Here is a 22,252-nt window from a genome sequence, read left to right as displayed (position 1 = left end):
GCCCGCCGGGGGGGCGGGGCGCGCCCCCGCCCCGGGGGGGGGGGGGGCGCGGGGGGGGCCCCCCCGGGCGGGGCCCCCCCCCCCCGGCTCCGCTGTTCTCCCGACCGCTCTCCCGCGTTCACCGCCACCCGGACCGCGGGGCCCCGGGCCGGAGCCGAAACGGCGTCAGGACGTCATCGCCCCATCACCCTCGGCGATGGTCAGAGCGCGGAGCGCACCGCGTCCGTGACCGAGGACACCCTGGTGTAGACCCCGGGGTGGGCCGCCTCGGCACAGCCCGTCCCCCAGGAGACCAGCCCGACCAGCCGGCCGGCCACGATCAGCGGGCCGCCGCTGTCGCCCTGGCAGGCGTCCTTACCGCCCTTCTCCTCGCCCGCGCAGACCATGCCGCGGGCGTCGAACTTGCCGTCCTGCCCGCCCGGGTAGGCGTGGGCGCAGGTCTGGTCCGCGACGATCGGCACGTCCACCCGGCGCAGCACCGGCGAGTAGTCGCCCCGCCCGCTGGTGTCGCCCCAGCCGTAGACCTGCGCCGCCGTCCCGGCCGCGTACGGTCCGCTCTCGCCCTGGCCGACCAGCTCGACCACCGGCCGGGAGCCCTGCGACTCGTCCAGGGTGAGCACCGCGACGTCGTTCATGTTCGCGGCGAAGTTGTAGTCGGGGTGGACCCAGATCCGCTGGACGGCCACCTCGTGGCCGGCCGAGCCGCGCATGTCGTCCCGGCCGACGACCACCTTGAGCCCCGGGCGGTCCACCCGGCCCTTGGCCTCGTCGTAGAAGCAGTGCGCGGCCGTCACCACCTTGGTCGGGGTGACCAGCGCGCCCCCGCAGAACTGGCCGGAGCGCCCGCTGCCGAACTGCTGGCGGCTGGCCAGCGCCACGATCCACGGGTGGTCGGCGGTGCTCACGGTGGCACCCCCGACGACCCGGCGCTGCGCCTGCGCCGGGCCGGCCGCACCGAGCGCCGCCAGCGGCACCGGAACGGCGGCGAGCAGCGCCAGCAGCGCGCCCCGTCGCCGCAGGCGGCGGCCGGTCCGGGCGACGGCCGGGACGACGGCGCGGTCGCTCCGGCGCGGGACGGGGGTCGGCAGGTCGACTGGGTCCGGGTCGGTCAGCACCGTCACTCCACAAGGCTCGGCAGCAGGCAACCGGCACAGCGTAGGTGACCGACTACACTGGGCGACCGCTTCCGGGTGTGCCGCCACCCGGACGAGCGACAAGCGCCACCCGGACGCTGACGCACCGCCCCCGAACGGCCCGAAGGCCCGGAACCGTGGGGTTCCGGGCCTTCGTCACGTACTGCCGCCGGTCGGACCTGCCGACCGGTCGGGCCGCCGATCAGTCCAGGTAGTCGCGCAGCACCTGGGAGCGGGACGGGTGGCGCAGCTTCGACATGGTCTTCGACTCGATCTGGCGGATGCGCTCACGGGTGACCCCGTACACCTTGCCGATCTCGTCGAGCGTCTTCGGCTGGCCGTCGGTCAGGCCGAAGCGCATCGAGACCACGCCGGCCTCGCGCTCGGACAGGGTGTCCAGCACCGAGTGCAGCTGCTCCTGGAGCAGGGTGAAGGAGACCGCGTCGGCCGGGACGACCGCCTCGGAGTCCTCGATCAGGTCACCGAACTCGCTGTCGCCGTCCTCGCCGAGCGGGGTGTGCAGCGAGATCGGCTCACGGCCGTACTTCTGGACCTCGATGACCTTCTCGGGGGTCATGTCGAGTTCCTTGGCCAGCTCCTCCGGGGTGGGCTCGCGGCCCAGGTCCTGGAGCATCTGGCGCTGGACGCGGGCCAGCTTGTTGATGACCTCGACCATGTGCACCGGGATGCGGATGGTGCGGGCCTGGTCGGCCATGGCGCGGGTGATCGCCTGGCGGATCCACCAGGTGGCGTAGGTCGAGAACTTGTAGCCCTTGGTGTAGTCGAACTTCTCGACCGCACGGATCAGACCGAGGTTGCCCTCCTGGATCAGGTCCAGGAACAGCATGCCGCGACCGGTGTAGCGCTTGGCCAGCGAGACCACCAGGCGGAGGTTGGCCTCCAGCAGGTGGTTCTTGGCCCGGCGGCCGTCCTCGGCGATGATCTCCAGCTCGCGCTTGAGCTTCGGGGCGAGCTTGTCGGCGGCCGAGAGCTTGTCCTCGGCGAACAGGCCGGCCTCGATGCGCTTGGCGAGCTCGACCTCCTGCTCGGCGTTGAGCAGCGGGACCTTGCCGATCTGCTTGAGGTAGTCCTTGACCGGGTCGGCGGTGGCACCGGCGACGGCGACCTGCTGGGCCGGCGCGTCGTCCTCGTCGTCGTCGGAGAGCACGAAGCCCTGCGACTCCTCCTCGGGCTCCGCCTCCTCGCCCGCCTTGTCGCCGGGCAGCGCGACGTCCTCGAGCAGCTCCTCCTCGCCGATGAGCTCCTCGTCGCCCTTGCCGGCCTTGCCGCCGGCGGTCTTCTTGGCGGCGGTCTTCTTGGCCGGGGCGGCGGTCTTCTTGGCCGCGGCCTTCTTGGCCGGCGCGGCCTTCTTCGCCGCGACGGCCTTCGCCTCGGTGACGACCGTGGTCGTCTCCACGACGGTGATGTCGGCGGACACGGTGGGGGCGGGCGCCGCGGCGGCGGCGACGGCCGGAGCCGCGACGGGAGCGCCGGGGGCGATCCGCACGGGCGGCTTGGTCGGGGCCGACGGAGCGGCCGGGGTCCGGGTGGTGACAGCCTTGGTGGCGGTGCGCTTGGTGGGGCTCTTGGCGGCAACGCTCTTGCGCTTGGCGCCGGCCGGCTCGGCCGCGCTGACCATGAGGTCCACGCCCTCCTCAATCAGCACCTGATTGAGGCTGCGCATGACGTTCTTCCACTTGGTGACCGGGATCTGGTCCGCCTCGAACGCCTGGCGCACGTCGTCACCGGCGATCTGCCCCTGGGCCTTGCCCCGCTCGATGAGCGCCAGCAGAGCCGCGGACTCGGCGATCTCGGGGGGAAGCGAACGGGATGTGCTGGCCGACACGAACAACCTCTCGGACGATGAGTGGACTCGAACCCGTACCGGCCGCCCGAGCGGGCGGGGAAGGAAATCGCGCGTCGGACGCGCGGTGTCGATTCCGACCGACTCGGGCTTGAGGACTGGGTTTGCAGGACGGCAGCAGCGCCGCGGACCAACACAGCATTCTGACATGTTGGAGTATTCCGGAGCTGCTCCCGCTCAGGAGACATCGCTGCTACTCGTCAAGTGTTACGCATGGCCTTGGTGTCGCGGGTCACACCGTTCGGTGCCCTCGACCCCGGGCCGCCATCCATCATCGCGCACTCGCGGCGAAGTCTATTGTCATGCGCGGAACATTGGCGGGGCGCGGGGGCCGGACGCGGGCAGAACTCGGGCGGGACGTGGGCGGGCACGGGTTGGACCCGGGCGGGACGCCGACCCCACGCGAAGGCCCTCCGGCTGCGCCGCGCGGGGCGGCGGCCGGAGGGCCCTGGCGGAGCGGCCCGCACCCGGCGGGCCCGCTCGCGGAGAACAGCCCGCTCAGTGCTCCCGGGGGGCGGGAACGGAGGGCTCCAGCTCGGGGTGGACAGTGAGCAGCGCGCGCATCGCGGCCTCGCCCGCGGTGCCGTCGCCGGTGCCCAGCGCATCCACCAGCCGGGCGTGCAGGTTGACCGAGGACTCGGAGGGCCGCTCGCAGGAGATGGTCGGACCGCCCGAGACCTGCAGCGCGCAGGAGACGATCCCGGACAGGTGCTCCAGCATCCGGTTGCCGGCCATCTGCAGGATCAGCACGTGCAGCTCGGCGTCGGCCCGGGTGTAGGTGGACAGGTCGGCCTGGGCAGCGGCGTGGCCCATGATCTCGACCAGCTCGACCAGCCGCTGCTGGACGTCCTCCCGGCCGTGGCCGGCCGCGAGCCGGGCGGCCAGCGGCTCGATCGCCCAGCGGAGCTCGAACAGCTCCCGGCGCTGCTCGTCCCGCTGCGGCCCGAAGGCCCGCCACTCGATGATGTCCGGGTCCAGCAGGTTCCAGTCGCCGACCGGGCGGACCCGGGTGCCGACGTTCGGGCGGGCACTGACCAGGCCCTTGGCCTCCAGCACGCGCAGCGACTCGCGGACGACGGTCCGGGACACCTCGAACCGCTGGCCGATCTCCTCCGGCACGAGCGGACGGTCGGCGCCGAGGTCGCCGGAGACGATCATCTGGCCGAGCTGCTGGACCAGCTGGCCGTGCAGACCGCGACCGCGGCTGCTGGTGGTCTTGCGGCCGACCCGGCCGATGTCGGACTCGGCGCCCTCCCAACGGGGCGCCGGCGGCATCGGCCGGTCGGCGTACGAGAAGCGGTCCAGGTCGCCGGGGCCGTGGATCGGCCCGTCGGCGGAACGGGCGGGGGTCATGGTGGGGTGCGCAAGGGTACTCACGCCTCCTTTGTCGGCGATCGGCAGGCGCAGCTTGAGAATTCTCGTGAAAAGCACACGAAAGGGTGATCGACCGTGACTGGATAATTGACTTCTTATCAGGAAGAACCGCGCATTGCGGTCACTGCTGGTCGATCTTGGTGCTTCGGGACGGCGCACCGCCCCGGGACGGGCGGTACCGGTCCGCAGCACCGGTACCGCGGCGGCGGGTCCGCGGCGCGGGCCCGAGGTCCACGGGATGGGTCACCCGTGGGTCACAGCGCGCGGCGGCGGGCCTGGACGAGCAGGGCGGCCAGCAGCAGGGCCCCCGCGGGGGCCGCGACCGCCGCGAGCAGCGCCGGGTCCGTCAACGCCGCGCCCCCGGCCGCCGCCTCGCGCGTTCCGCCGTACACCCAGCCGTAGGCCCACTCGACGCCGGACTGGAAGGGCAGCAGCTCCGCCGCCCGGGTCGGCCACGGACGGCCGGTGCGCCGCAGCAGCAGGGCGACGCCGGACTCCAGCAGCGGCGGCAGCGCGCACAGCAGCAGCACCCCGGCGGCGGCGCTGCGGGTCAGCGAGGCGGTCAGCACACCGGTCCAGGCGGCCACCACGGTCAGCAGGACGAAGGCCAGCAGCGCGCCCGGCACCCCGTGACCGGTCGCCGGCGCCAGCGGGGCGAAGAGGCCCGGCAGGTCGGCCGGCCGGTCCAGCCCGACCGCGCCCAGTGCCGCGGACGCCCCGCCGGACAGCGCGCCCGGATCCGTCCGGGCCGCCACCGTCACGCCGTCCGGCAGCGCGAGGTGCACGGCCACCAGGTCGACCAGCAGGGTGGCCAGCGCCAGCAGCGCCGCCACCGGACCGACCACCAGCAGCTTGGCCAGCAGCAGCCGCACCCGGCGCCCGTACGCCACCTGCGAGGCCGCCAGCCCCGGGTGGCGCACCTCGTGGCCGTACGAGAGCGCGCCCAGCACACCGGCGCCGAGCGCCGCGAAGGGCAGCGGGATCAGCGGGACGGCGGCGGTCAGCAGGCGCACCCCGGCCGGACCGGCCAGTGGGCCGGGCGGGGCCTGGCTCGCCAGGACGGCGGCCACGACCGCGTCGCAGAGCAGGACGGCGGCGAGCAGCAGCCAGGTGGAACGCAGGCCGCGCAGGCGGCGCAGCTCGTAGGCCAGGACACGCACGGTTCACTCGCTCCGGTGGTCGTCGGGGGTGGCGGGGGCGGCAGCGGGTCCGTTGCCGGGGATGACCCGGCCGAGGCGGACGGTGTCGTCGGTGAGCAGGTCGGCCCCGCTCCCGACAGCGGGCCGCGGCTCGGGCGTGCGCACGGTCACGGGCTCGGCCGGGGGCACCGCCTCGGTCGCGGTGGCGGTGGCGGCCTCGGCCACGGTGCGGACCGGGGCGGTGGGGAGGGGCTCGACGGGGAGGGGCCCGGGTGCCGGGGCGGGACGGTCGCGGAAGAGCCGCTCCACGGCGACGGTGGGCGCTGGCGCGGGGGCCTGCTTCCGCGCGGGGGCGGCGAGAACGGGCAGGGCGGCCGTCACGGCGGCGACCGGGAGCGCCCGGGTGCTCCGGAGCGCGTCCTCGCGGGAACGGCCCTCCGAGGCGGGCTCCGGGACGGCGGCTGCGGGGAGCCCGGGCTCGGGGGCGGCGAGCTCGGGGGCGGGATCGGGGACGGGATCAGCAGCGGGCTCGACGGCGGCCTCGGCCTCCGACTGGAGCGGGAGGCGGCCCGAGCGCCCGGAGGCCACCGGCAGGGCGGCGCGGGGCACCGGCTGCTCGACCACCCGGTCGGCCAGCTCGTGCAGCAGGATCCCGTGGCGGTAGGCGAGTTCACCGATCTCGGTGCGGTCGATGCCCGCCACCGCGATCCCCGCCCCGCCGTCCCGGCGGACCTCGGCGCCCTGACTGACCAGCAGGTCCGCGAGCCGTGCCATCTGCGGCCCCCGGACGGCCACTTCGGGGCTCAGCCTGGTCCGGCAGAACTCCGCCACCGGCTGGTCGGCCAGCATCCGGCCACGGTCCAGGGTCACCACCCGGTCCGCCAGCTGGGCCGCCTCCTGCGGGGTGCGGGTGGTCACCAGCACGGTTCCGCCCGCGACGGCGAAGGAGCGCAGGAAGGAGTGGAACCACTCGACGTTGCGCGGGGACAGGCCCTCGGTCGGGGCGTCCAGCAGCAACGTGCCGGGATCGCCGAGCAGCGCGGCGGCCAGCGAGAGCCGGCGGTGCATCCCCGGGGAGAAGGTGCGCAACCGCTGTCCGGCGACGGAGGCCAGCCGGGTCTGCTCCAGCAGTTCGTCGGCCCGCCGGGTCGGGACCCCGACCGCCGCGGCCAGCATCCGCAGATGGCCGCGCGCCTTGCGGCCCGGGTTCCCGGACACCGCCGCGGCACCTTCCCCCAAGGCCGGCAGCAGCACGCCGATCTCGCGCTCGGGGCGGCGGATCCGGCGGTAGGTGCGGCCCTCGAAGAGCGTGATGCCCTGGCCGCGTTCGAGTTCGAGCATCAGCCGCAGCGCCGTGGACTTGCCCGCCCCCTCGTCGCCGAGCAGTGCGGTCACCATCCCGGGCCGGGCGTGGAAGGTCAGATCGAGCACCGCGGGCGGGGCGCCCTTGCGATGGACCTTGGTCAGTCCGGTGATCTGGATCATCGCTGGCTGCTCCCATGCCCTCGGCCGACCTGCTCGACGCCAGCACATTAGGGGTCAGCAGCGCCGATTCCGGGCATTACCGAACCGCGACGGGCCCACCGCCTGCCCACCTCACCCGATCAGGGGACAATCCGATCCTGCGATTCACCGGAGGAGGCAGCCGGGGAGAGGTGTGGGCCGTGGGTCGGACACGGGTCCGCGGGGCGCGCCCTACGGCGACACGAAGACCTTGGCACCGGGCGGGAGCGGCTGGCCGACGCACTCGCCCCGGTACTCGTCGACGGCGGCCCGGCCCTGGACGGCGGTCTCGGCCAACTGCTCCTTCTCCGCGCTCAGCCGCTCCTCCACGGAGGCGATCGCCTGCGGGTCACCGTGCGCGGCCTTCAGCGCGGCCAGCTCCTTCTCGGTCCGTTCGGTGACCTCGGTGAGGTTCTCGAAGTCCGCGACGAAGGTCTCGATGATGCCTCGCTGCCGGGCGCAGTCGTCGGTGACGGCCATCGCAGGGCTCCCAGGGTCCGCAGGCCTTCGGTCCGGTGACCGAAGCGTCCACCGCCACTGTGCCCCGGTGCCGCCGGTCCGGCTCCCGGGCCGGGGCCGTTCGGTGGGGGCTCAGGAGTCGGGGCGGAGCATCGGCGGGTTGAGGACGGTCGCGCCGCCGGCGGTGAAGAGCTGCGCCGGGCGACCGCCCTGGCGGGTGGTGGTGCCCCCGGAGGGGAGGAGGAAGCCGGGGGTGCCGGTGACCTTGCGGTGGAAGTTGCGCGGGTCGAGGGCGACGCCCCAGACGGCCTCGTAGACGCGGCGCAGCTCACCCACGGTGAACTCGGTCGGGCAGAAGGCGGTGGCCAGGGAGGAGTACTCGATCTTGGAGCGGGCGCGCTCCACACCGTCGGCGAGGATCAGGCCGTGGTCGAAGGCCAGCGGGACTCCGTCGGCCGGGCTCCCTCCGAGGAGTTCGCCGACCGGCGCCCAGCGGGCGCCGCTGGCGTCACCGCCGGCCCGGGGGGTCGGCAGGTCGGGGGCGAGCACCAGGTAGGCGACGCTGACCACGCGCATCCGGGGGTCGCGCTGCGGGTGGCCGTAGGTGGCGAGCTGCTCCAGGTGGGCACCGGCCGCGCCGGGGCCGACCGCTTCGTGGCCGGGGGCGGAGTGGGCGCGCAGACCGGTCTCCTCGGCCAGCTCGCGGGAGGCCGCCTCGGCCAGGCCCTCGTCCGGTCGGACGAAGCCGCCGGGCAGCGCCCAGTACCCCTGGTAGGGCGGCTCACCCCGTCTGACCAGCAGGGCGCAGAGCGAGTGGTCGCGCACCGTCAGAACCACCAGGTCAACCGTGACAGCGAACGGGGGGAAGGCCGACGGATCGTAGCGCGACATGGCGACGATCATAGTCGTCTCTCTGACGATAAGCACAGGCCCGTACGCGGAGCGCACAGCAGCCGGCCGCCGTCCGTCCGAGACGGTTCGCGCACGGGTGGTCCCGGCTCGGGAGCCGGTGTCAGCGGGCGACCAGTTGCAGGTGCGCGGAGGCCTCCTCCACCATCGCCACTCCGGCCCGACTCACCCGCACCGAGAAGGGCTCCCCCGCCACCCGCAGGCCGGTCAGTTCGAGTTCGCCGAGCGGGGCGGTGCTGGCCGGGCGGACCAGGACCCGGCCGCCGGGGACGTCCGGCCGGACTCCGGCGAGTGCGAACACCGCGTGAACGGCTCCGGCCGCGGAGACCGCCGCCGGGCGGCAGGCGGCCGGGTGCGGCACCGGTGGGCAGCCGGGGGTGCGCTGCTCGCCCGCGTACATCTCCGGCAGCCGCCCCTCGAAGTGGGCGGAGGCGGCGAGCAGGCCCTCCAGCAGGGCGCCGGCCTCGTTCTCGTGGCCGGCCTCGGCGAGCCCGGCGATCGCCAGCGCGGTCTCGTGGATCCGCACCGCGCCGCCGCGGTGGCCCAGCGGGTTGAAGCGGGGTGACTTGGCGCTGAGGGTGCGCAGGCCCCAGCCGCTGTCCAGCTCGGGCGCGACCAGCCGCTGGGCGAGCAGCCGGGTGTGCTCGCGGTCCAGCAGGCTCTCGTGCCGGCCGCCGTCGGCGGCGAGCCCGGTGTCGAGCAGGTGCACCAGGGAAGAGGCGACGGCGGGCAGCGGCTGGCCACCCGGGGCCAGCCCGGCAGCGGGTCGGCCGCCGGAGAGGTCGTCGATCCAGAACCGCTCGCGGAAGCGTCCGCGCAGCCCGGCGGCCCAGGCCCGCCATTCCCCGGCACCCGGCCTGCCGAAGGCCTCCAGGAGCTCGGCGCCGTGCAGGGCGGCGCGGTGGGCCTGTGCCTGCACCTCGGCACGGGCGGCGACCGGCTGGGCGGCGCGGTCCTCCGCCGGGCGGCCGAGGTCGGTGACGAAGCCGTCGACCAGGCCCTCGCGCAGGGCGGCCAGGGCCCGCTCGGCGGACGGGAGCAGCTCGGCGACCTCCGCCCGGGGCAGCCCCCAGCGCCAGGCCTCGGCCAGCACGGTGACGAACAGCAGGGTGGCCTCGGTGGCCGTGCAGGTGGGCGGCAGCTCGGGGCCGCCGTGCCGCAGGGCGCCGGGGAGCAGGCCCTCGGTGCGGCCGGGGGCGGGGGCGAGCTGCTGACGGCGGGCCAGGGCGCGCAGGGTGCCGGCCGCGAGCCGGGTGCCGAGCGGGAGCGCCAGCCGGGCGGCCCAGAGCGCGTCGGCCGGGGCGAGTCCGAAGCGCCAGGGCGCGCCGGAGGCCGGGTAGAGGTCGGTCGGGCGGTCCGGGTCGGCGAACAGCAGCCCGCCGAGGGCGTCCAGGGAGCGGTCGACCAGCAGCGTGGCGCGCGGGTCGTCGCAGCGCACCTCCGGTTCGGCCCAGGGCAACGGGACGCCGGTGCCGCGCCCGCCGGGCGGGCGCGGGCCGCCGGGGACACTCTCCAGTTCGACCCGCAGCTCGACCGACCAGCGGGCACCGGGCTGGACCTCCAAGTCCCAGCGGAGCACCCCGGCCCCGGCGAGGACGGCGTGCGGCGAGGGCTTGGCGCCGACCACGGCACTGTGCACCGGGCCGGACCAGCGCAGCCCGGCCGACTGCACCTGGCCGGGCAGGTCGGGCGGGCGGTGCCCGGCGGCGATCTCGGCGACCGGGCCCAGGTCGGTCCCGAGGGCGATCTCCAGCGGCAGCCGCGCGGGCCGGGCGCCGGTGTTGCGCACCGTGACGGTCTCCACGCCGTCCGCGTGGCGCAGCCGCTCGACGGTGAGCGCCGGGTCCGGGTCGGGGTCGCCGGGGAGGCGGACGGCGCCGAGGAAGCGGGCCTGGGCGGTGCTGGTCAGGGTGCCCTGGAGCGGCAGCGGCTCCATCCCGCCCAGCCGCAGCTCCATCCGGGCCAGCACCCGGACGCCGTTGCGGTAGAAGCCGTGCAGACCGTGGCCGCGCAGCTGGCCGTCCGGGCCGGAGGCCGCCATCGCGGGGGCGTTGACGCAGAGCAGCGCGTGGTGGACGGCCGGGGGCTGGGGGCGCGGCGGGGCCGCCGGTCGGCCGGGGCCGGCGGGTGCGCCTGTGGGCCCGGCCGGCGGGACCTGGTCGGGACGGCCGACCGGTCTGGGCGCGCCGACCACGCTCTCGGCCGGCATGGCCTGCAGTGGCCTCATGGCGGTCACCGGACTCTCCTCCCCTCGGCGGTCCGGTGGCCGTCAGGCCGGTGGGCCGCGAGCATGCTCGATCGCGTGCTGGTGGTGCCCGGCCGACGGGGACGCTCCCGTCGGCGGTCGTGCCGTGTCTGGCCGTACCCGACGGTGGGCCGTGCCATGCGGTGTGCGGTACCGGTCCGGTACCGGCGCTCCGCGCCTTTCGCGTCGGGCACACCCGTCGTGCCCGGTACTCCGTCACACCCGGCGCCCCGGCCTACCGGTGACGCCCCGCCCGTGCCACCCCGCCCCGCGACCCGCGCCCGCCGGACACAGGGCCCCGGGGGGTGAACGCCGCGCACCGCCGCCAGGTCACGCCCGCCGGGACTGTCGCTGGTCGCACCCGGCCCCCCGACGGTGGCGCCGCCCCTGCCGGGCCGTCACCGGAGGCCTGCCCGGGAGCTCGGAGCCGCCCCTGACCCGGGCCGCACTCCGGGGCCGGGGCGCTGCTGGCCGCCCGGTCCGCTGGGCGGAGGCGGTCGAACCGGTGCTCGACCGCGGTCAGGATACGGTGCGGGGGTCGCGGCGCCCGTACCCGGTGACCCCGTGAACCGCGACGCAACCGCTGTGACCAGCAGAGACCGAGGAGTTGCATGTCCACCGTCAGCCGACTGCCCGGGATTGTCACGACCGACCACGTCTTCCAGGTCCCGCTCGACCACGCCTCCCCGGAGGGCGAGCAGATCGAGGTCTACGCCCGCGAGGTGGTGGCCTCGGGCCGCGAGCGCGGCGACCTGCCCTGGTTGCTGTTCCTCCAGGGCGGCCCCGGAGGCAAGGCCGCCCGCCCGCTCGGCCGGGACGCCTGGCTGGAGCGCGCCCTCGACGACTACCGGGTGCTGCTGCTCGACCAGCGCGGCACCGGCCGGTCCACCCCCGCGACCCGGCAGACCCTCGCCCGTCGCGGTGGCCCGCAGGAGCAGGCGGACTACCTCGCCCACTTCCGCGCGGACGCCATCGTCCGGGACGCCGAGCTGATCCGCCACCGGCTGCTCGGCGCCGACCGGCGCTGGAGCGTGCTCGGCCAGAGCTTCGGCGGCTTCTGCACCCTCACCTACCTCTCCTTCGCTCCCGAAGGCCTGACGGAGGCCTTCATCACCGGTGGCCTCTCCGGCCTCGGCAGCTCGGCGGACGACGTCTACCGCGCCGCCTACCCGCGCGTCGTCCGCAAGAACGAGGACCACTACGCCCGCTTCCCGCAGGACGTCGAGGCCGTCCGGCGGATCGCCGCCCACCTGGCCGACTCCCCCGCCACGCTGCCCGACGGCGGACTGCTCACCGTCGAGGCCTTCCAGGTGCTCGGGATGATGCTCGGCGGGGGCAGCGGCTCCGGCTCCCTGCACTACCTCCTGGAGGAGGCCTGGGTGGAGGGCCCGGCCGGGGCCGAGCTCTCCGACACCTTCCTGGCCGGCGTCCAGGCCCGGCTCTCCTTCGCCGAGGGCCCGCTGTACGCCGTGCTGCACGAGTCGATCTACGGTCAGCGCTCGGTGGACCAGGGCGGCACCGCCTGGTCGGCGGAGCGCGTCCGCAAGGAGTTCCCGCAGTTCGACGCCCGGGCCGCGCTGGAGGGCGACGGCCCGGTGCTGTTCACCGGGGAGATGATCTACCCCTGGATGTTCGACACCGACCCGGCGCTGCGCCCGCTCAAGGAGACGGCGGACCTGCTCGCCGCCCGCACCGACTGGCCCGACCTCTACGACCCGGCGCGGCTGGCCGCCAACACCGTGCCCGTCGTGGCGGCGGTGTACCACGACGACATGTACGTGGACACCGCCGACTCGCTGGAGACCGCCCGCGCGGTGCGCGGGCTGCGGACCTGGATCACCAACGAGTGGGAGCACGACGGCCTGCGGACGAGCGGCGGCAAGGTGCTGGACCGGCTGATCAAGATGGCGCACGGGGAGGCGTAGCACCCTGCCGACCGGTGGGGCGGCGGGCGGTTCAGTGCGCACGGTGGGCTCCTCCCGCCCCCTGTCGGGCACCGCGGCCCCGGTGCAGGCCGGCGCCGGACCGGACGGCGGCCGAGGCGCAGGCCGCCGCCCGGCCGAGGCGCACACCCCGGGTGGGCCGTGCCCCGGCCGCCGGCCCGCAGCCCAGGGCCGGGAGCAGGGCGACCGAGCCCCGGGGTCGACCGGCCGGCCCCGGCCCACCGGGGTGGTCGGGACCGCCCTGGCTCTGATCCTCCGGCGCCGGAGTCGGCATCGCGGTCGGCGTCGGGGCCGCGGAACCGCCCTTCCGGCGCCCGCCCCGGTGCCGTCGGCGCGCCTTGCCCGGCGAGCCTGAGCGCGGCCCGGGTTCGCCGCCCGGGGCCCGCTCGGCACCCGGCGGCGCCCCCGGCCCGTCCTCGGCCGCGGGCCCGGAAGCGCGCCGCACCGCCGCCGCGCGCTCCTCGCGGCGCCGCCGCTGGGCCTCGACGGCGGACAGCAGCGCCCCGGGCGTCATGCCGTCGTTCATCGACTCGTACAACAGCTCCGCCAGCAGGTAGCCCGGCGAGAGCCGCAGGACGTGGCCGAGCACCACCCGGGCGGTGGCCGTGTCCCCCGCGACCCAGGACGCCCAGGCCAACAGGGTGAGCGGGGCCACCGCGCAGCCCTCGTACGGCGGGACGGCCCGCCGTACGAGGAAGCGCCAGAGCCGCTCGGCGGGCGCGAGCTCGGCCGGCCGGACGAACTCGACGCCGCGGTCCCGGGTGAGGCGGTCGCGCAGGGCGAACAGCAGCCGGGCCGTCTGCTCCTCGTCGAGCTCCCGGGCACCGGCCGCGAACTCGGCGAAGGCCTGCTCCAGCAGTTCGAGGCCCTGCTCCCGGGAGACCGACCCGGCGAGCGGCTCGGCACGGGCGAGCGCCTCGCGCTGCGCGGCGTCCGCCGGCGGGCCGACCGGGGCCAGCGCACCGACGATCGCCTTCCGGCTGCCGCGCGGCACCAGGCCGGCCACCGTCGCGGCGGCGGCCGCCGGGCCCGGATCGGGCCCGCGCCGCACCGGGTTGCCCGCCGGATCGCAGCAGCCCTCCCGGCGGCAGAGGAAGGACCACCAGCGGCCGTCCGAGACGCACAGCGACTCCTTGACCGCCACTCCCCTGCGCCCGAAGGCCGCGCGCAACTGGTCGGCCAGCGGCCGCAGTTCGTCCACCGCGGGCGGGGCGTGCGCCGTGACCGGATCCTGGCAGAGGTAGAGGAGCACTTCGAGCGGCCGGCCGCCGTGCCGCTCGGAGAGGGCGACCAGCAGGGCGGCCGTCTCCTCCGCCGCCGCCGGCCAGTCCGCGGACGAGAGCGGGAGATCCGCCCGGATGACCCCGCCCTGGTGGAGGTCGGGGCCCTGGAGACCCACCGCGACGATGCTGTCGTCGGGGTAGAACCCCAGGAGATAGGGCAACAGCTCGGCCATATCGGCCGGACCGCGCATGACGACGGGCCGCTGCTCGGAAGCCGGACCCAGGGACAGGGTGACGTGTTCGTTGTTCATCGCGTTCATGGCCGCAAGCGTGGGCGCAATGCGCGAACGACTCCGGCACTTTCTTTTTTCCTGTGGATAACTCGGCCCCCGAATTTTCCTTCGCTCGATCGGAGCACAGAACGGCCACTCCGGAGAGTGAATTTTGGCGGCCGTTCAGCGGATCAGCGGATGAAATACACCCGGCCTTCCACTCCACCACCCCACCCGCATTCGCCCCTTGTCGGCGGCATGGGGTTACATCGACGCCATGCAGCAGCCCGACATCCACACCACCGCCACCGCCGACCGCGCCGAGGTCCGGGCGCGGGCCGAGGCCGTCCTGCGCGAGCTGGCCGGCCCCGCCGCCAGCCTGCGCGAGGACCAGTGGACGGCGATCGAGGCCCTCGTGGTCGACCACCGCCGCGCACTGGTCGTCCAGCGCACCGGCTGGGGGAAGTCCGCGGTCTACTTCATCTCCACCGCCCTGCTCCGGGCCCGCGGCGCCGGGCCGACGGTGATCGTCTCCCCGCTGCTCGCCCTGATGCGCAACCAGGTCGAGTCGGCGGCCCGGGCCGGGATCCACGCCCGCACCATCAACTCGGCCAACACCGACGAGTGGGACGAGGTCCAGGCCGAGGTCGCCGCCGGGAAGGTCGACGTCCTGCTGGTCAGCCCCGAGCGGCTGAACAACCCGGACTTCCGCGACCAGGTGCTGCCGAAGCTCGCCGCCTCCACCGGCCTGCTGGTGGTCGACGAGGCCCACTGCATCTCCGACTGGGGCCACGACTTCCGCCCGGACTACCGCCGGCTGCGCACCATGCTGGCCGACCTGCCGCCCGGCGTCCCGGTGCTGGCCACCACCGCCACCGCCAACGCCCGGGTCACCGCCGACGTCGCCGAGCAGCTCGGCACCGGCGGCACCGACGAGCACGCCCTGGTGCTGCGCGGACCGCTCGACCGGGAGAGCCTCACCCTGGGCGTGCTCGCGCTGCCCGACCCGGCGCACCGGCTCGCCTGGCTGGCCGACCACCTCGACCGGCTCCCCGGCTCGGGCATCGTCTACACCCTGACGGTGGCCGCCGCCGAGGAGGTGACGGCCTTCCTGCGCGAGCGCGGCTTCCCGGTGGCCTCCTACTCCGGCCGCACCGAGGACGCCGAACGCCGCACCGCCGAGGCCGACCTGCTGGCCAACCGGGTCAAGGCGCTGGTCGCCACCTCCGCGCTCGGCATGGGCTTCGACAAGCCCGACCTCGGCTTCGTCGTCCACCTGGGCTCGCCCAGCTCCCCGATCGCCTACTACCAGCAGGTCGGCCGGGCCGGCCGCGGGGTGGACCGGGCCGAGGTGCTGCTGCTGCCCGGGCGCGAGGACGAGGCGATCTGGCGCTACTTCGCCTCGCTCGCCTTCCCGCCGGAGGAGCAGGTGCGGCGCACCATCGACGCGCTCGCCGACGCCGGCCGCCCGCTCTCCACCGCCGCCCTGGAGCCCCGGGTGGACCTGCGCCGCGCCCGGCTGGAGACCATGCTCAAGGTGCTGGACGTGGACGGCGCCGTCCGCCGGGTCAAGGGCGGCTGGACGGCCACCGGGCAGAGCTGGACCTACGACGCCGCCCGCTACGCCAAGGTCGCCGCCTCCCGGGAGGCGGAACAGCGGGCGATGCGCGAATATGCGGCGACCACCGGCTGCCGGATGGAGTTCCTGCGCCGCCAGCTGGACGACGAGCAGGCCGTGCCGTGCGGGCGGTGCGACAACTGCGCGGGGCCGCTGCACACCCCGGAGGTCTCCGCGGAGGCACTGGCCGCCGCCCGGGCCGCACTCGGCCGCCCGGGCGTGAGCTTCGAACCGCGCCGGCTCTGGCCGACCGGGATGGACTCGCTCGGGGTGCCGTTGAAGGGCCGGATCCCGGCGGGCGAACAGGCGGAGACCGGCCGGGCGCTCGGCCGGCTGTCCGACATCGGATGGGGCACCCGGCTGCGCACCCTGCTCGCCGACCAGGCGCCGGACGTGCCGGTGCCCGGCGAGGCGGTGGACGCCCTGGTGGCGGTGCTCGCCGACTGGGCCCGCGGCCCCGGCGGCTGGGCCGGGCCCGCGACGGCGGAGGGCACCCGGCTGGAGCGGCCGGTCGGTGTGGTGACCATGGCCTCCTCGACCCGCCCGCAGCTGGTCGGCAGCCTCGGCGCGCGGATCGCCGAGGTCGGACGGCTGCCGCTGCTCGGCCGGATCGAGTACGCCGGCGGGCTGCCGCCGCACGGGGCCCGCAGCAACAGCGCCCAGCGGCTGCACTCACTGGCCGGATCGCTGGTGCTGCCGCCGGAGCTGGAGCAGGCGGTGGCGGCCGCCGGCGGACCGGTGCTGCTGGTGGACGACCTCGTGGACTCGGGGTGGACGGTCACCGTGGCCGCCCGGCTGCTGCGCCGCGCGGGGGCCGGCGCGGTGCTGCCGCTGGTCCTGGGGGTGCAGGGGTGAGCGGGCGGCGGGCGGCCGCCGCTCCCGAGGCCGTCATCACTCGAATGGTCTAACGGAAAGGAGTTGCCAGGGCGATTTCGATCACACCGGAGATCCGACCCGAGATAAGGAGGGCCCAGCGTGCCGACAACGGTTCGACATGCCCTTCGCGTGGTGTGGATCAAGGTCGGGCGTCACCCGAACCCCACTCGGGCCGACGTGGAACATATCCGGCAGAACATGGGCTATCGGGTGGCGTTCATCATTTCATCGTTGCCGCTCCGGCCCCGTTGCCCTGAGAATTGGGAGGTACCCGAAATCCGGTCCGCTGGGCCCGCCCTTCGGCGTACCCAGGCACCCGCCTGCCCACGGGCCAGGAAGGAGGATCGTGATCAACGGTATCGGCCGAGGTCAGCATCCCCTCTCCGGAGGTTCGGCGCCCAGACGGCTGCTGGACCTGGAGACCTGGACCGCCTCGGGGATCCCGTTGCTGCGCGATCCGCGCGAGTTCGTCCTGGAACTGCACCAGCGTCACCTGCCCCAGCCGGGCACGGTCGTGGTGGCGGTCCTGGACGCGCTCCACCACCTGGCCGCCTCGGCCTCGTTCACGCCCTGGCCGCACGACACCGACGGCTGGCAGCACCGGAACGCCCTGCTGACGCACCTGCGCCGGGTCACCCCGCACGACCTGCGCCAGCCCGAGCCGACCCGGACGGCCGTGCTGCTGCGCTGCCGCGACGGTGCGCCCGGCTGGACGGAACAGGACGGCGCCTGGATGTGGGCACTGCGGGACGCGGCCGGGCTGCACGGGCTGCGCTGCGGCTCGTACATCGGGCTCACCGCGACGGGCTGGCAGATCCTCGGCGACGGGCGGGGCGGACGCAACCCGCACGCGGGTTCGTGGGCGGACGGACCGCTGCACATCGTGACGGAGCTGCCGCCGCGGTCGGTGCTCGACGACGCCCCGCGCAGCCAGCGGGCCCGGCAGCAGGCCGCCGAGCAGGCCAAACGGGTCGACGCCCCACAGCGCTCCGCGCAGGCCGAGCCGCCCTGGATCCCGGCGCGGGTCACGGCCGTGGAACCGGGCCGTCGCACCGGGACGCGCTGATCGGTCCTCAGCGCTCGGCCCTCACCGCTGGACCCTCACCGCGCAGCCCTCACCGCTCGGTCCTCGGCGCCTGACCCTCAGCACTCGGTCCGGGCCTCGGCCACGGGCCGCCGGCCGTGCGGACGGGCCCGGGCCCGGCACCGTAGGCACCGGACCCGGAGCGAGGACGACGGTCGGAGTTCCGGTCAGGCCTTGACCGGACGCGCGGGTGCGGTTGCGGACGCCGCCGTGGCGGCCGGGCCGGCCTCCCCACACACGAGCAGCAGGGCGTTGGCCCGGCCGAGCGCGTCGGCGTACGCCTCGGCGGCCCGGGCGGGCGGACCGCCGTTGACCACCAGGACGACCACGTCGCGGCGGACCGGCCTGGCCGGCGCCGCGTCCGCGTAGAACACGTCGCCGCCCTCGGCGAGTTGCGCCCAGTAGCGCTCCTCGCCGAAGGACAGCTCGTGCTGCTGCCAGGGGTGGGCGTCGCCGACGGTCAGCACCAGGATCTCGCCCGGGTTGCGGCCCGAGTCCAGGAGCAGGTCGACCGCGTCGTCGGCGCGTTCCAGCGCCTGCGCCGGGGTGGCGGCGATGCGCTGGACCTCGACCTGCGACGTGGTCGGGGCCGACGACGTGGCCTGGGCCGGCAACGTGGCCGACGACGCGACCGGGGCCGGGGCAGGGGCCGGGCGGCGCGGTGCCGGACCGGGCTTGGGGATCAGGCGCGACGGTCCCGGGCGGTCGGCACGCGGCGGTGCCGGACGGGGCGCCGGTCGCGGGCCGGGCACCGGGAGCGGCGCGGCGGTGGTGGGTGCGGTGGCGGGTGCGCCGCCGTTGGCAGGCGCGTGGAGGGCTTGTGCGTCCGACTCGCGGGGGAAGGGAACGCCGGGGCCCGGGAGGCTCTCGTGAATCTCCGGCTCCTCGGGGAAGACAGGCATACCCGGATATCTATCAAATGCCGGTCGAACGCGCACGGGCGCCCCACCCATTGGGCACGGGACTTCCGTCACCCCCACCCCGGGCAATCCCAGACGGACCGTCAGAAACCGAGCGTCAACTGTTCGTCGGCGGATCCCTGACCGGCACCGAAGGCGTCCCGACCGCGCTTCAGATGGCGCCACTTGGGCAGTGCGTCCAAGTACGCCCAGGAGAGCCGGTGGTGGTCGGTGGGGCCGAACTCCTCCAGTGCGGAACGGTGCACCGGGGACGGATAGCCGGCGTTGTCCGCGAAGCCGTACTCCGGGCAGGTCTCGCCGAGTTCGGCCATCAGCCCGTCACGGTGGACCTTGGCGAGCACCGAGGCGGCGGAGACGCAGATGCAGGACTGGTCGCCCTTGATCACCGTGCGCACCCGCCAGGGGCCGCCGAGGTAGTCGTGCTTGCCGTCCAGGATCACCGCGTCGGGTTCGACCGGCAGCGCCTCCAGCGCGCGGACGGCGGCCAGCCGCAGCGCCGCCGTCATGCCGAGTTCGTCGCACTCCTGCGGCGAGGCGTGACCGAACGCGTACGCGGTGACCCAGTCGGCGAGCACCGGCGCGAGGGCCTCGCGGCGCAGCTCGGTGAGCAGCTTGGAGTCGGTGAGCCCCTCCGGCGGCTTCCGCAGGCCGGTGACGGCGGCCCCGACGGTGACCGGTCCGGCCCAGGCGCCGCGCCCCACCTCGTCCAGCCCGACCACGACCTTGGCGCCGGCCCGGCGGAGCGAGCGTTCGACGGAGTGCGTCGGCGGGACGATGGGCATCACGGACTCCGTTCGGCAGTGCGGCCCCCCTGCGGTGGGGCGCTCTCCAGCCTAAGCCCGCCCGCACGGGCCCCGGACCGGCTACGTCCGCCGGACCATCGGGACCAGCACGTCGTCCACCAGCCGGACCGCGAAGTCGGGGGCCAGGTCGCGTTCGGCGACCTTCACCTGGAACATCAGCATCGCGGGGACGACGTCGGCGACCAGTGGGGTGACCGCGTCGGGGCGCACGTCGCCGCGCTCGACGCCGCGGCGCAGGATGTCCAGGATGCTGTCCTTGGTCGGCCCGATCACCCGCTGCACGATGAAGTCCTTGAACACCTCGGCCTGTTGCTGGGAGAGCTCGGCCATCAGCGCGTGCAGGGCGGCGCCCGCCCGGGAGCAGATCGCGTCCGTGAACAGCTCGATGAGCTGCAGCAACTCGGCCCGGGCGGACCCGAGGTCGGGGATGCCGTAGGGGCGTGGCAGAGTGGCGTCCAGGGCGTCGATGACGAGTTCGTCCTTGGACGCCCAGCGCCGGTAGAGCGCGGCCTTCCCGGTCCGCGCCGCACCGGCGACGCCTTCCATCGTCAGCCGCGCGAATCCGCCGGAGGTGAGCTGGTCGAGCGCGGCCTCGAAGATCGCGTTCTCCAACTCCTTCCCCCGCCGCCGCACCGGCCGGGCCAGCGCCTCCCGGACGGCCTGCACCGGGCAGCAGTGCTCGGCCCCCTCCCCCGGCACACCCGACACCCCCGATACCGCCGACACCGCCGATACCGCCAACCCTCCCGACACCCCGGGCGTTGCCGGGAGTCCGCCGGACGGCAGCGGCACGGCGGGCCCTCCGGGCGCCCGGTCCGCCGCCGGTCGCCGTATCAACCGATCCATTGCCACCATCCTTAAGGAACGCTTGCGTTCACTATCGAGCCCAGGCTATCGTCCAGATTAGTGAACGGCATCGTTCCTTCCCAGTCTGCGCCGACGCGCAGCTGCGCGTTCGGGGCGGCGGATCCGCTGCGCCCCCGAACACGCGAAGCACCACCGATGCACCGCCGACACACCACTGACGCACCGCAGTTCCCGCGCACCGAGCGCACCACCACACCCACCACACCCATCGCACCCACCGCACCGCGCGCGTAGCCAGCAGGGGGCACATTCGTGGCTATCTCCGACACGCTCAGCAAGAACCCACCACCGAAGACCGGCCAGGGCCGGGGGAAGAACATCACCCTGGCCGTCATCGCGGCCACCCAGCTCATGGTGGTGCTCGACGCGACCATCGTGAACATCGCGCTGCCGCACATCAAGGACGCGCTGAACTTCTCGACCACCGACCTGTCCTGGGTCATCAACGCCTACACGCTGACCTTCGGCGGCCTGCTGCTGCTCGGTGGCCGGGCGGGCGACATCCTCGGCCGCCGCCGGGTGTTCATCTTCGGCACGCTGCTGTTCGGCCTGGCCTCGCTGCTGGGCGGCTTCGCCCAGGACAGCACGCTGCTGCTGGCCGCCCGCGCGCTCCAGGGCATCGGTGGCGCGATCTGCTCGCCCACCGCCTTCGCCCTGATCGCCACCAACTTCGAGGAGGGGCCGGAACGCAACAAGGCGTTCGGCGTCTTCTCCGCGGTGGCCGGCTCGGGAGCGGCGATCGGCCTGCTGGCCGGCGGCCTGCTGACCGAGTACCTGGACTGGCGCTGGGTGTTCTTCGTCAACGTGCCGATCGCCGCGCTGATCGCGATCGCCGCGCCGCGCTACATCGCCGAGTCCGAGCGCCACCCGGGCCGCTTCGACCTGCCCGGCGCCTTCACCTCGACCCTCGGCCTGGTCGGCCTCGTCTACGGCTTCATCCGGGCCGCCTCGGACGGCTGGTCGGACCCCCTGACGCTCGGCTCCTTCGCCGCCGGTGCTGTCCTGCTGGCCGCCTTCGTCGTGATCGAGCGGCGCACCGACCAGCCGATCACCCCGCTGCACCTGTTCGCCGACCGCAACCGCACCGGCGGCCTGGTGATGATGCTCTGCCTGGCCGCGGCCATGTTCGGCATCTTCTTCTACGTCGTCCTGTTCGTGCAGGGACCGCTCGGGTACAGCCCGCTCAAGGCCGGTGTCTCGTTCCTGCCGATCAGCGTGGCGATCATCATCGCCGCGCAGCTCGCCTCGACCTTCCAGGCCAAGTACGGCCCGAAGCCGTTCATGGCGGGCGGTGCGCTGCTGGTCACCGTCGGCCTCACCTGGCTGACCCAGATGGGCAAGGACAGCGGCTACCTCGACGGCGTCCTCGGCCCCACGGTGATCTTCGGCTTCGGCATGGGCCTGATCTTCGTCCCGGTGATGCTGCTCTCGGTCGCGGGCGTGCCGGGCGAGGAGACCGGCGCCGCCTCCGGTCTGCTCAACTCGATGCAGCAGATCGGCGGTTCGCTCGGCCTCTCGATCCTGACCACGGTCTTCGCGCACTACGCGACCGCCGAGGGCAAGCTCCAGATGCCGGCGTTCCTGCAGAACGGCAGTCCGGCGGAGCACAGCTACTTCGAACAGCACCACGAGTTCCTCCCGGGCTCCGACGCCGCCAACTCGGTGCTCGCCCAGGGGATCTCGCACGGCTTCATCGTCGGCGCGGTGCTCGCCGGGATCGCGCTGCTGATCGCGGTCTTCGTCGTCAAGGCGAAGGCGAGCGACCTGCCGAGCGGCGACAGCGCTGGCATCGCGATGCACTGATCCGCACCGGGCCCCCGCGGGGCACCGGAACCGCCGCAGGGCACCGGGCCCCCGCGGGGCACCGGAACCGCCGAGGGGCACCGGAACCGCCGCAGGGCACCGGAACCGCCGAGGGGCCGGCCGGGGCAGCACGCTCCCGGCCCGCCCGGGGGCCTTACCCGCCCGCCCCCGCCCCGCCCCGGCGGGCGCGACCAACCCCCCACGGGGACCACCCCCG

16 protein-coding genes are annotated in these 22,252 nt (G+C 74.9%); 4 read left to right on the top strand and 12 right to left on the bottom strand.

All coding sequences use genetic code 11. The features are described from left to right. Nucleotides 1-200: 200 nt before the first annotated feature. The 8 genes from ACFWXO_RS38000 to ACFWXO_RS37965 all read right to left on the bottom strand — a co-directional run bounded on the left by ACFWXO_RS38000 (nt 201) and on the right by ACFWXO_RS37965 (nt 10,608). Nucleotides 201-1,121 carry a trypsin-like serine protease gene (locus tag ACFWXO_RS38000; protein WP_375889299.1) on the bottom strand — a complete coding sequence of 307 codons (921 nt, stop codon included), beginning with the start codon at nt 1,119-1,121 and terminating at the stop codon, nt 201-203. Between the two features lie 214 nt (nt 1,122-1,335). Next, nucleotides 1,336-2,985, bottom strand: a complete 1,650-nt coding sequence (locus ACFWXO_RS37995) for an RNA polymerase sigma factor (RefSeq protein ID WP_380529962.1) — start codon at nt 2,983-2,985, stop codon at nt 1,336-1,338. Between the two features lie 510 nt (nt 2,986-3,495). After that, complete coding sequence (locus ACFWXO_RS37990) at nt 3,496-4,428, bottom strand: FadR/GntR family transcriptional regulator (RefSeq protein WP_375889304.1); 933 nt, start codon at nt 4,426-4,428, stop codon at nt 3,496-3,498. Nucleotides 4,429-4,625: 197 nt separating this feature from the next. After that, nucleotides 4,626-5,531 carry a hypothetical protein gene (locus ACFWXO_RS37985; RefSeq protein ID WP_375889305.1) on the bottom strand — a complete coding sequence of 302 codons (906 nt, stop codon included), beginning with the start codon at nt 5,529-5,531 and terminating at the stop codon, nt 4,626-4,628. Between the two features lie 3 nt (nt 5,532-5,534). After that, nucleotides 5,535-6,995, bottom strand: coding sequence for an ATP-binding cassette domain-containing protein (locus tag ACFWXO_RS37980; RefSeq protein ID WP_380529959.1), 1,461 nt, complete (start codon nt 6,993-6,995; stop codon nt 5,535-5,537). A gap of 210 nt (nt 6,996-7,205) precedes the next feature. Then, nucleotides 7,206-7,493, bottom strand: coding sequence for a hypothetical protein (locus ACFWXO_RS37975; protein ID WP_375889310.1), 288 nt, complete (start codon nt 7,491-7,493; stop codon nt 7,206-7,208). 111 nt (nt 7,494-7,604) lie between these two features. Then, on the bottom strand, nt 7,605-8,363 hold the full coding sequence (locus tag ACFWXO_RS37970; protein WP_375889312.1) for an NUDIX domain-containing protein: 759 nt from the start codon (nt 8,361-8,363) through the stop codon (nt 7,605-7,607). 121 nt (nt 8,364-8,484) lie between these two features. Next, nucleotides 8,485-10,608, bottom strand: a complete 2,124-nt coding sequence (locus tag ACFWXO_RS37965; RefSeq protein ID WP_380529967.1) for a glycogen debranching N-terminal domain-containing protein — start codon at nt 10,606-10,608, stop codon at nt 8,485-8,487. A 629-nt stretch (nt 10,609-11,237) separates the two neighbouring features. Here ACFWXO_RS37965 and ACFWXO_RS37960 point away from each other — a divergent pair. After that, the gene (locus ACFWXO_RS37960; protein WP_380529956.1) at nt 11,238-12,551 is read left to right on the top strand and encodes an alpha/beta fold hydrolase; all 1,314 of its coding nucleotides are present in this window, start codon (nt 11,238-11,240) and stop codon (nt 12,549-12,551) included. Nucleotides 12,552-12,582: 31 nt separating this feature from the next. Here the strand turns inward: ACFWXO_RS37960 and ACFWXO_RS37955 are convergent, their stop codons facing one another. Continuing rightward, nucleotides 12,583-14,112, bottom strand: a complete 1,530-nt coding sequence (locus ACFWXO_RS37955) for a DUF4192 domain-containing protein (protein ID WP_380529954.1) — start codon at nt 14,110-14,112, stop codon at nt 12,583-12,585. Between the two features lie 229 nt (nt 14,113-14,341). Between ACFWXO_RS37955 and ACFWXO_RS37950 the strand changes: the two genes are divergently transcribed. Then, nucleotides 14,342-16,537 (top strand): RecQ family ATP-dependent DNA helicase, encoded by a 2,196-nt coding sequence (locus ACFWXO_RS37950; protein WP_380529952.1) that lies wholly within the window; start codon nt 14,342-14,344, stop codon nt 16,535-16,537. A 367-nt stretch (nt 16,538-16,904) separates the two neighbouring features. Continuing rightward, on the top strand, nt 16,905-17,624 hold the full coding sequence (locus ACFWXO_RS37945; RefSeq protein WP_375889320.1) for a hypothetical protein: 720 nt from the start codon (nt 16,905-16,907) through the stop codon (nt 17,622-17,624). 185 nt (nt 17,625-17,809) lie between these two features. Here ACFWXO_RS37945 and ACFWXO_RS37940 read toward each other — a convergent pair whose 3' ends face one another. From ACFWXO_RS37940 to ACFWXO_RS37930, 3 genes are all read right to left on the bottom strand, one after another. Continuing rightward, nucleotides 17,810-18,256, bottom strand: a complete 447-nt coding sequence (locus ACFWXO_RS37940) for a hypothetical protein (protein WP_375889322.1) — start codon at nt 18,254-18,256, stop codon at nt 17,810-17,812. A gap of 389 nt (nt 18,257-18,645) precedes the next feature. After that, nucleotides 18,646-19,344 carry a ribonuclease HII gene (locus tag ACFWXO_RS37935; protein WP_380529950.1) on the bottom strand — a complete coding sequence of 233 codons (699 nt, stop codon included), beginning with the start codon at nt 19,342-19,344 and terminating at the stop codon, nt 18,646-18,648. 81 nt (nt 19,345-19,425) lie between these two features. Next, on the bottom strand, nt 19,426-20,064 hold the full coding sequence (locus ACFWXO_RS37930) for a TetR/AcrR family transcriptional regulator (RefSeq protein ID WP_380404202.1): 639 nt from the start codon (nt 20,062-20,064) through the stop codon (nt 19,426-19,428). A gap of 519 nt (nt 20,065-20,583) precedes the next feature. On the opposite strand from ACFWXO_RS37930, the gene ACFWXO_RS37925 reads away from it, so the two are divergent. Further along, on the top strand, nt 20,584-22,035 hold the full coding sequence (locus ACFWXO_RS37925) for an MFS transporter (RefSeq protein ID WP_375889459.1): 1,452 nt from the start codon (nt 20,584-20,586) through the stop codon (nt 22,033-22,035). The last annotated feature ends 217 nt before the right edge of the window (nt 22,036-22,252 follow it).

Origin of the sequence: Kitasatospora sp. NPDC059088 (assembly GCF_042738155.1) — a bacterium.
Classification (GTDB): domain Bacteria; phylum Actinomycetota; class Actinomycetes; order Streptomycetales; family Streptomycetaceae; genus Kitasatospora.
This window is presented reverse-complemented; position numbering and strand designations above follow the sequence as displayed.

Coding starts and splice junctions, on each gene's coding strand:
- ACFWXO_RS37975 (WP_375889310.1), bottom strand. CDS start 7,493: ATGGCCGTCACCGACGACTGCGCCCGGCAGCGAGGCATCATCGAGACC.
- ACFWXO_RS37935 (WP_380529950.1), bottom strand. CDS start 19,344: ATGCCCATCGTCCCGCCGACGCACTCCGTCGAACGCTCGCTCCGCCGG.
- ACFWXO_RS37980 (WP_380529959.1), bottom strand. CDS start 6,995: ATGATCCAGATCACCGGACTGACCAAGGTCCATCGCAAGGGCGCCCCG.
- ACFWXO_RS37970 (WP_375889312.1), bottom strand. CDS start 8,363: ATGTCGCGCTACGATCCGTCGGCCTTCCCCCCGTTCGCTGTCACGGTT.
- ACFWXO_RS37925 (WP_375889459.1), top strand. CDS start 20,584: ATGGTGGTGCTCGACGCGACCATCGTGAACATCGCGCTGCCGCACATC.
- ACFWXO_RS37960 (WP_380529956.1), top strand. CDS start 11,238: ATGTCCACCGTCAGCCGACTGCCCGGGATTGTCACGACCGACCACGTC.
- ACFWXO_RS37965 (WP_380529967.1), bottom strand. CDS start 10,608: ATGAGGCCACTGCAGGCCATGCCGGCCGAGAGCGTGGTCGGCGCGCCC.
- ACFWXO_RS37955 (WP_380529954.1), bottom strand. CDS start 14,112: ATGAACGCGATGAACAACGAACACGTCACCCTGTCCCTGGGTCCGGCT.
- ACFWXO_RS37950 (WP_380529952.1), top strand. CDS start 14,342: ATGCAGCAGCCCGACATCCACACCACCGCCACCGCCGACCGCGCCGAG.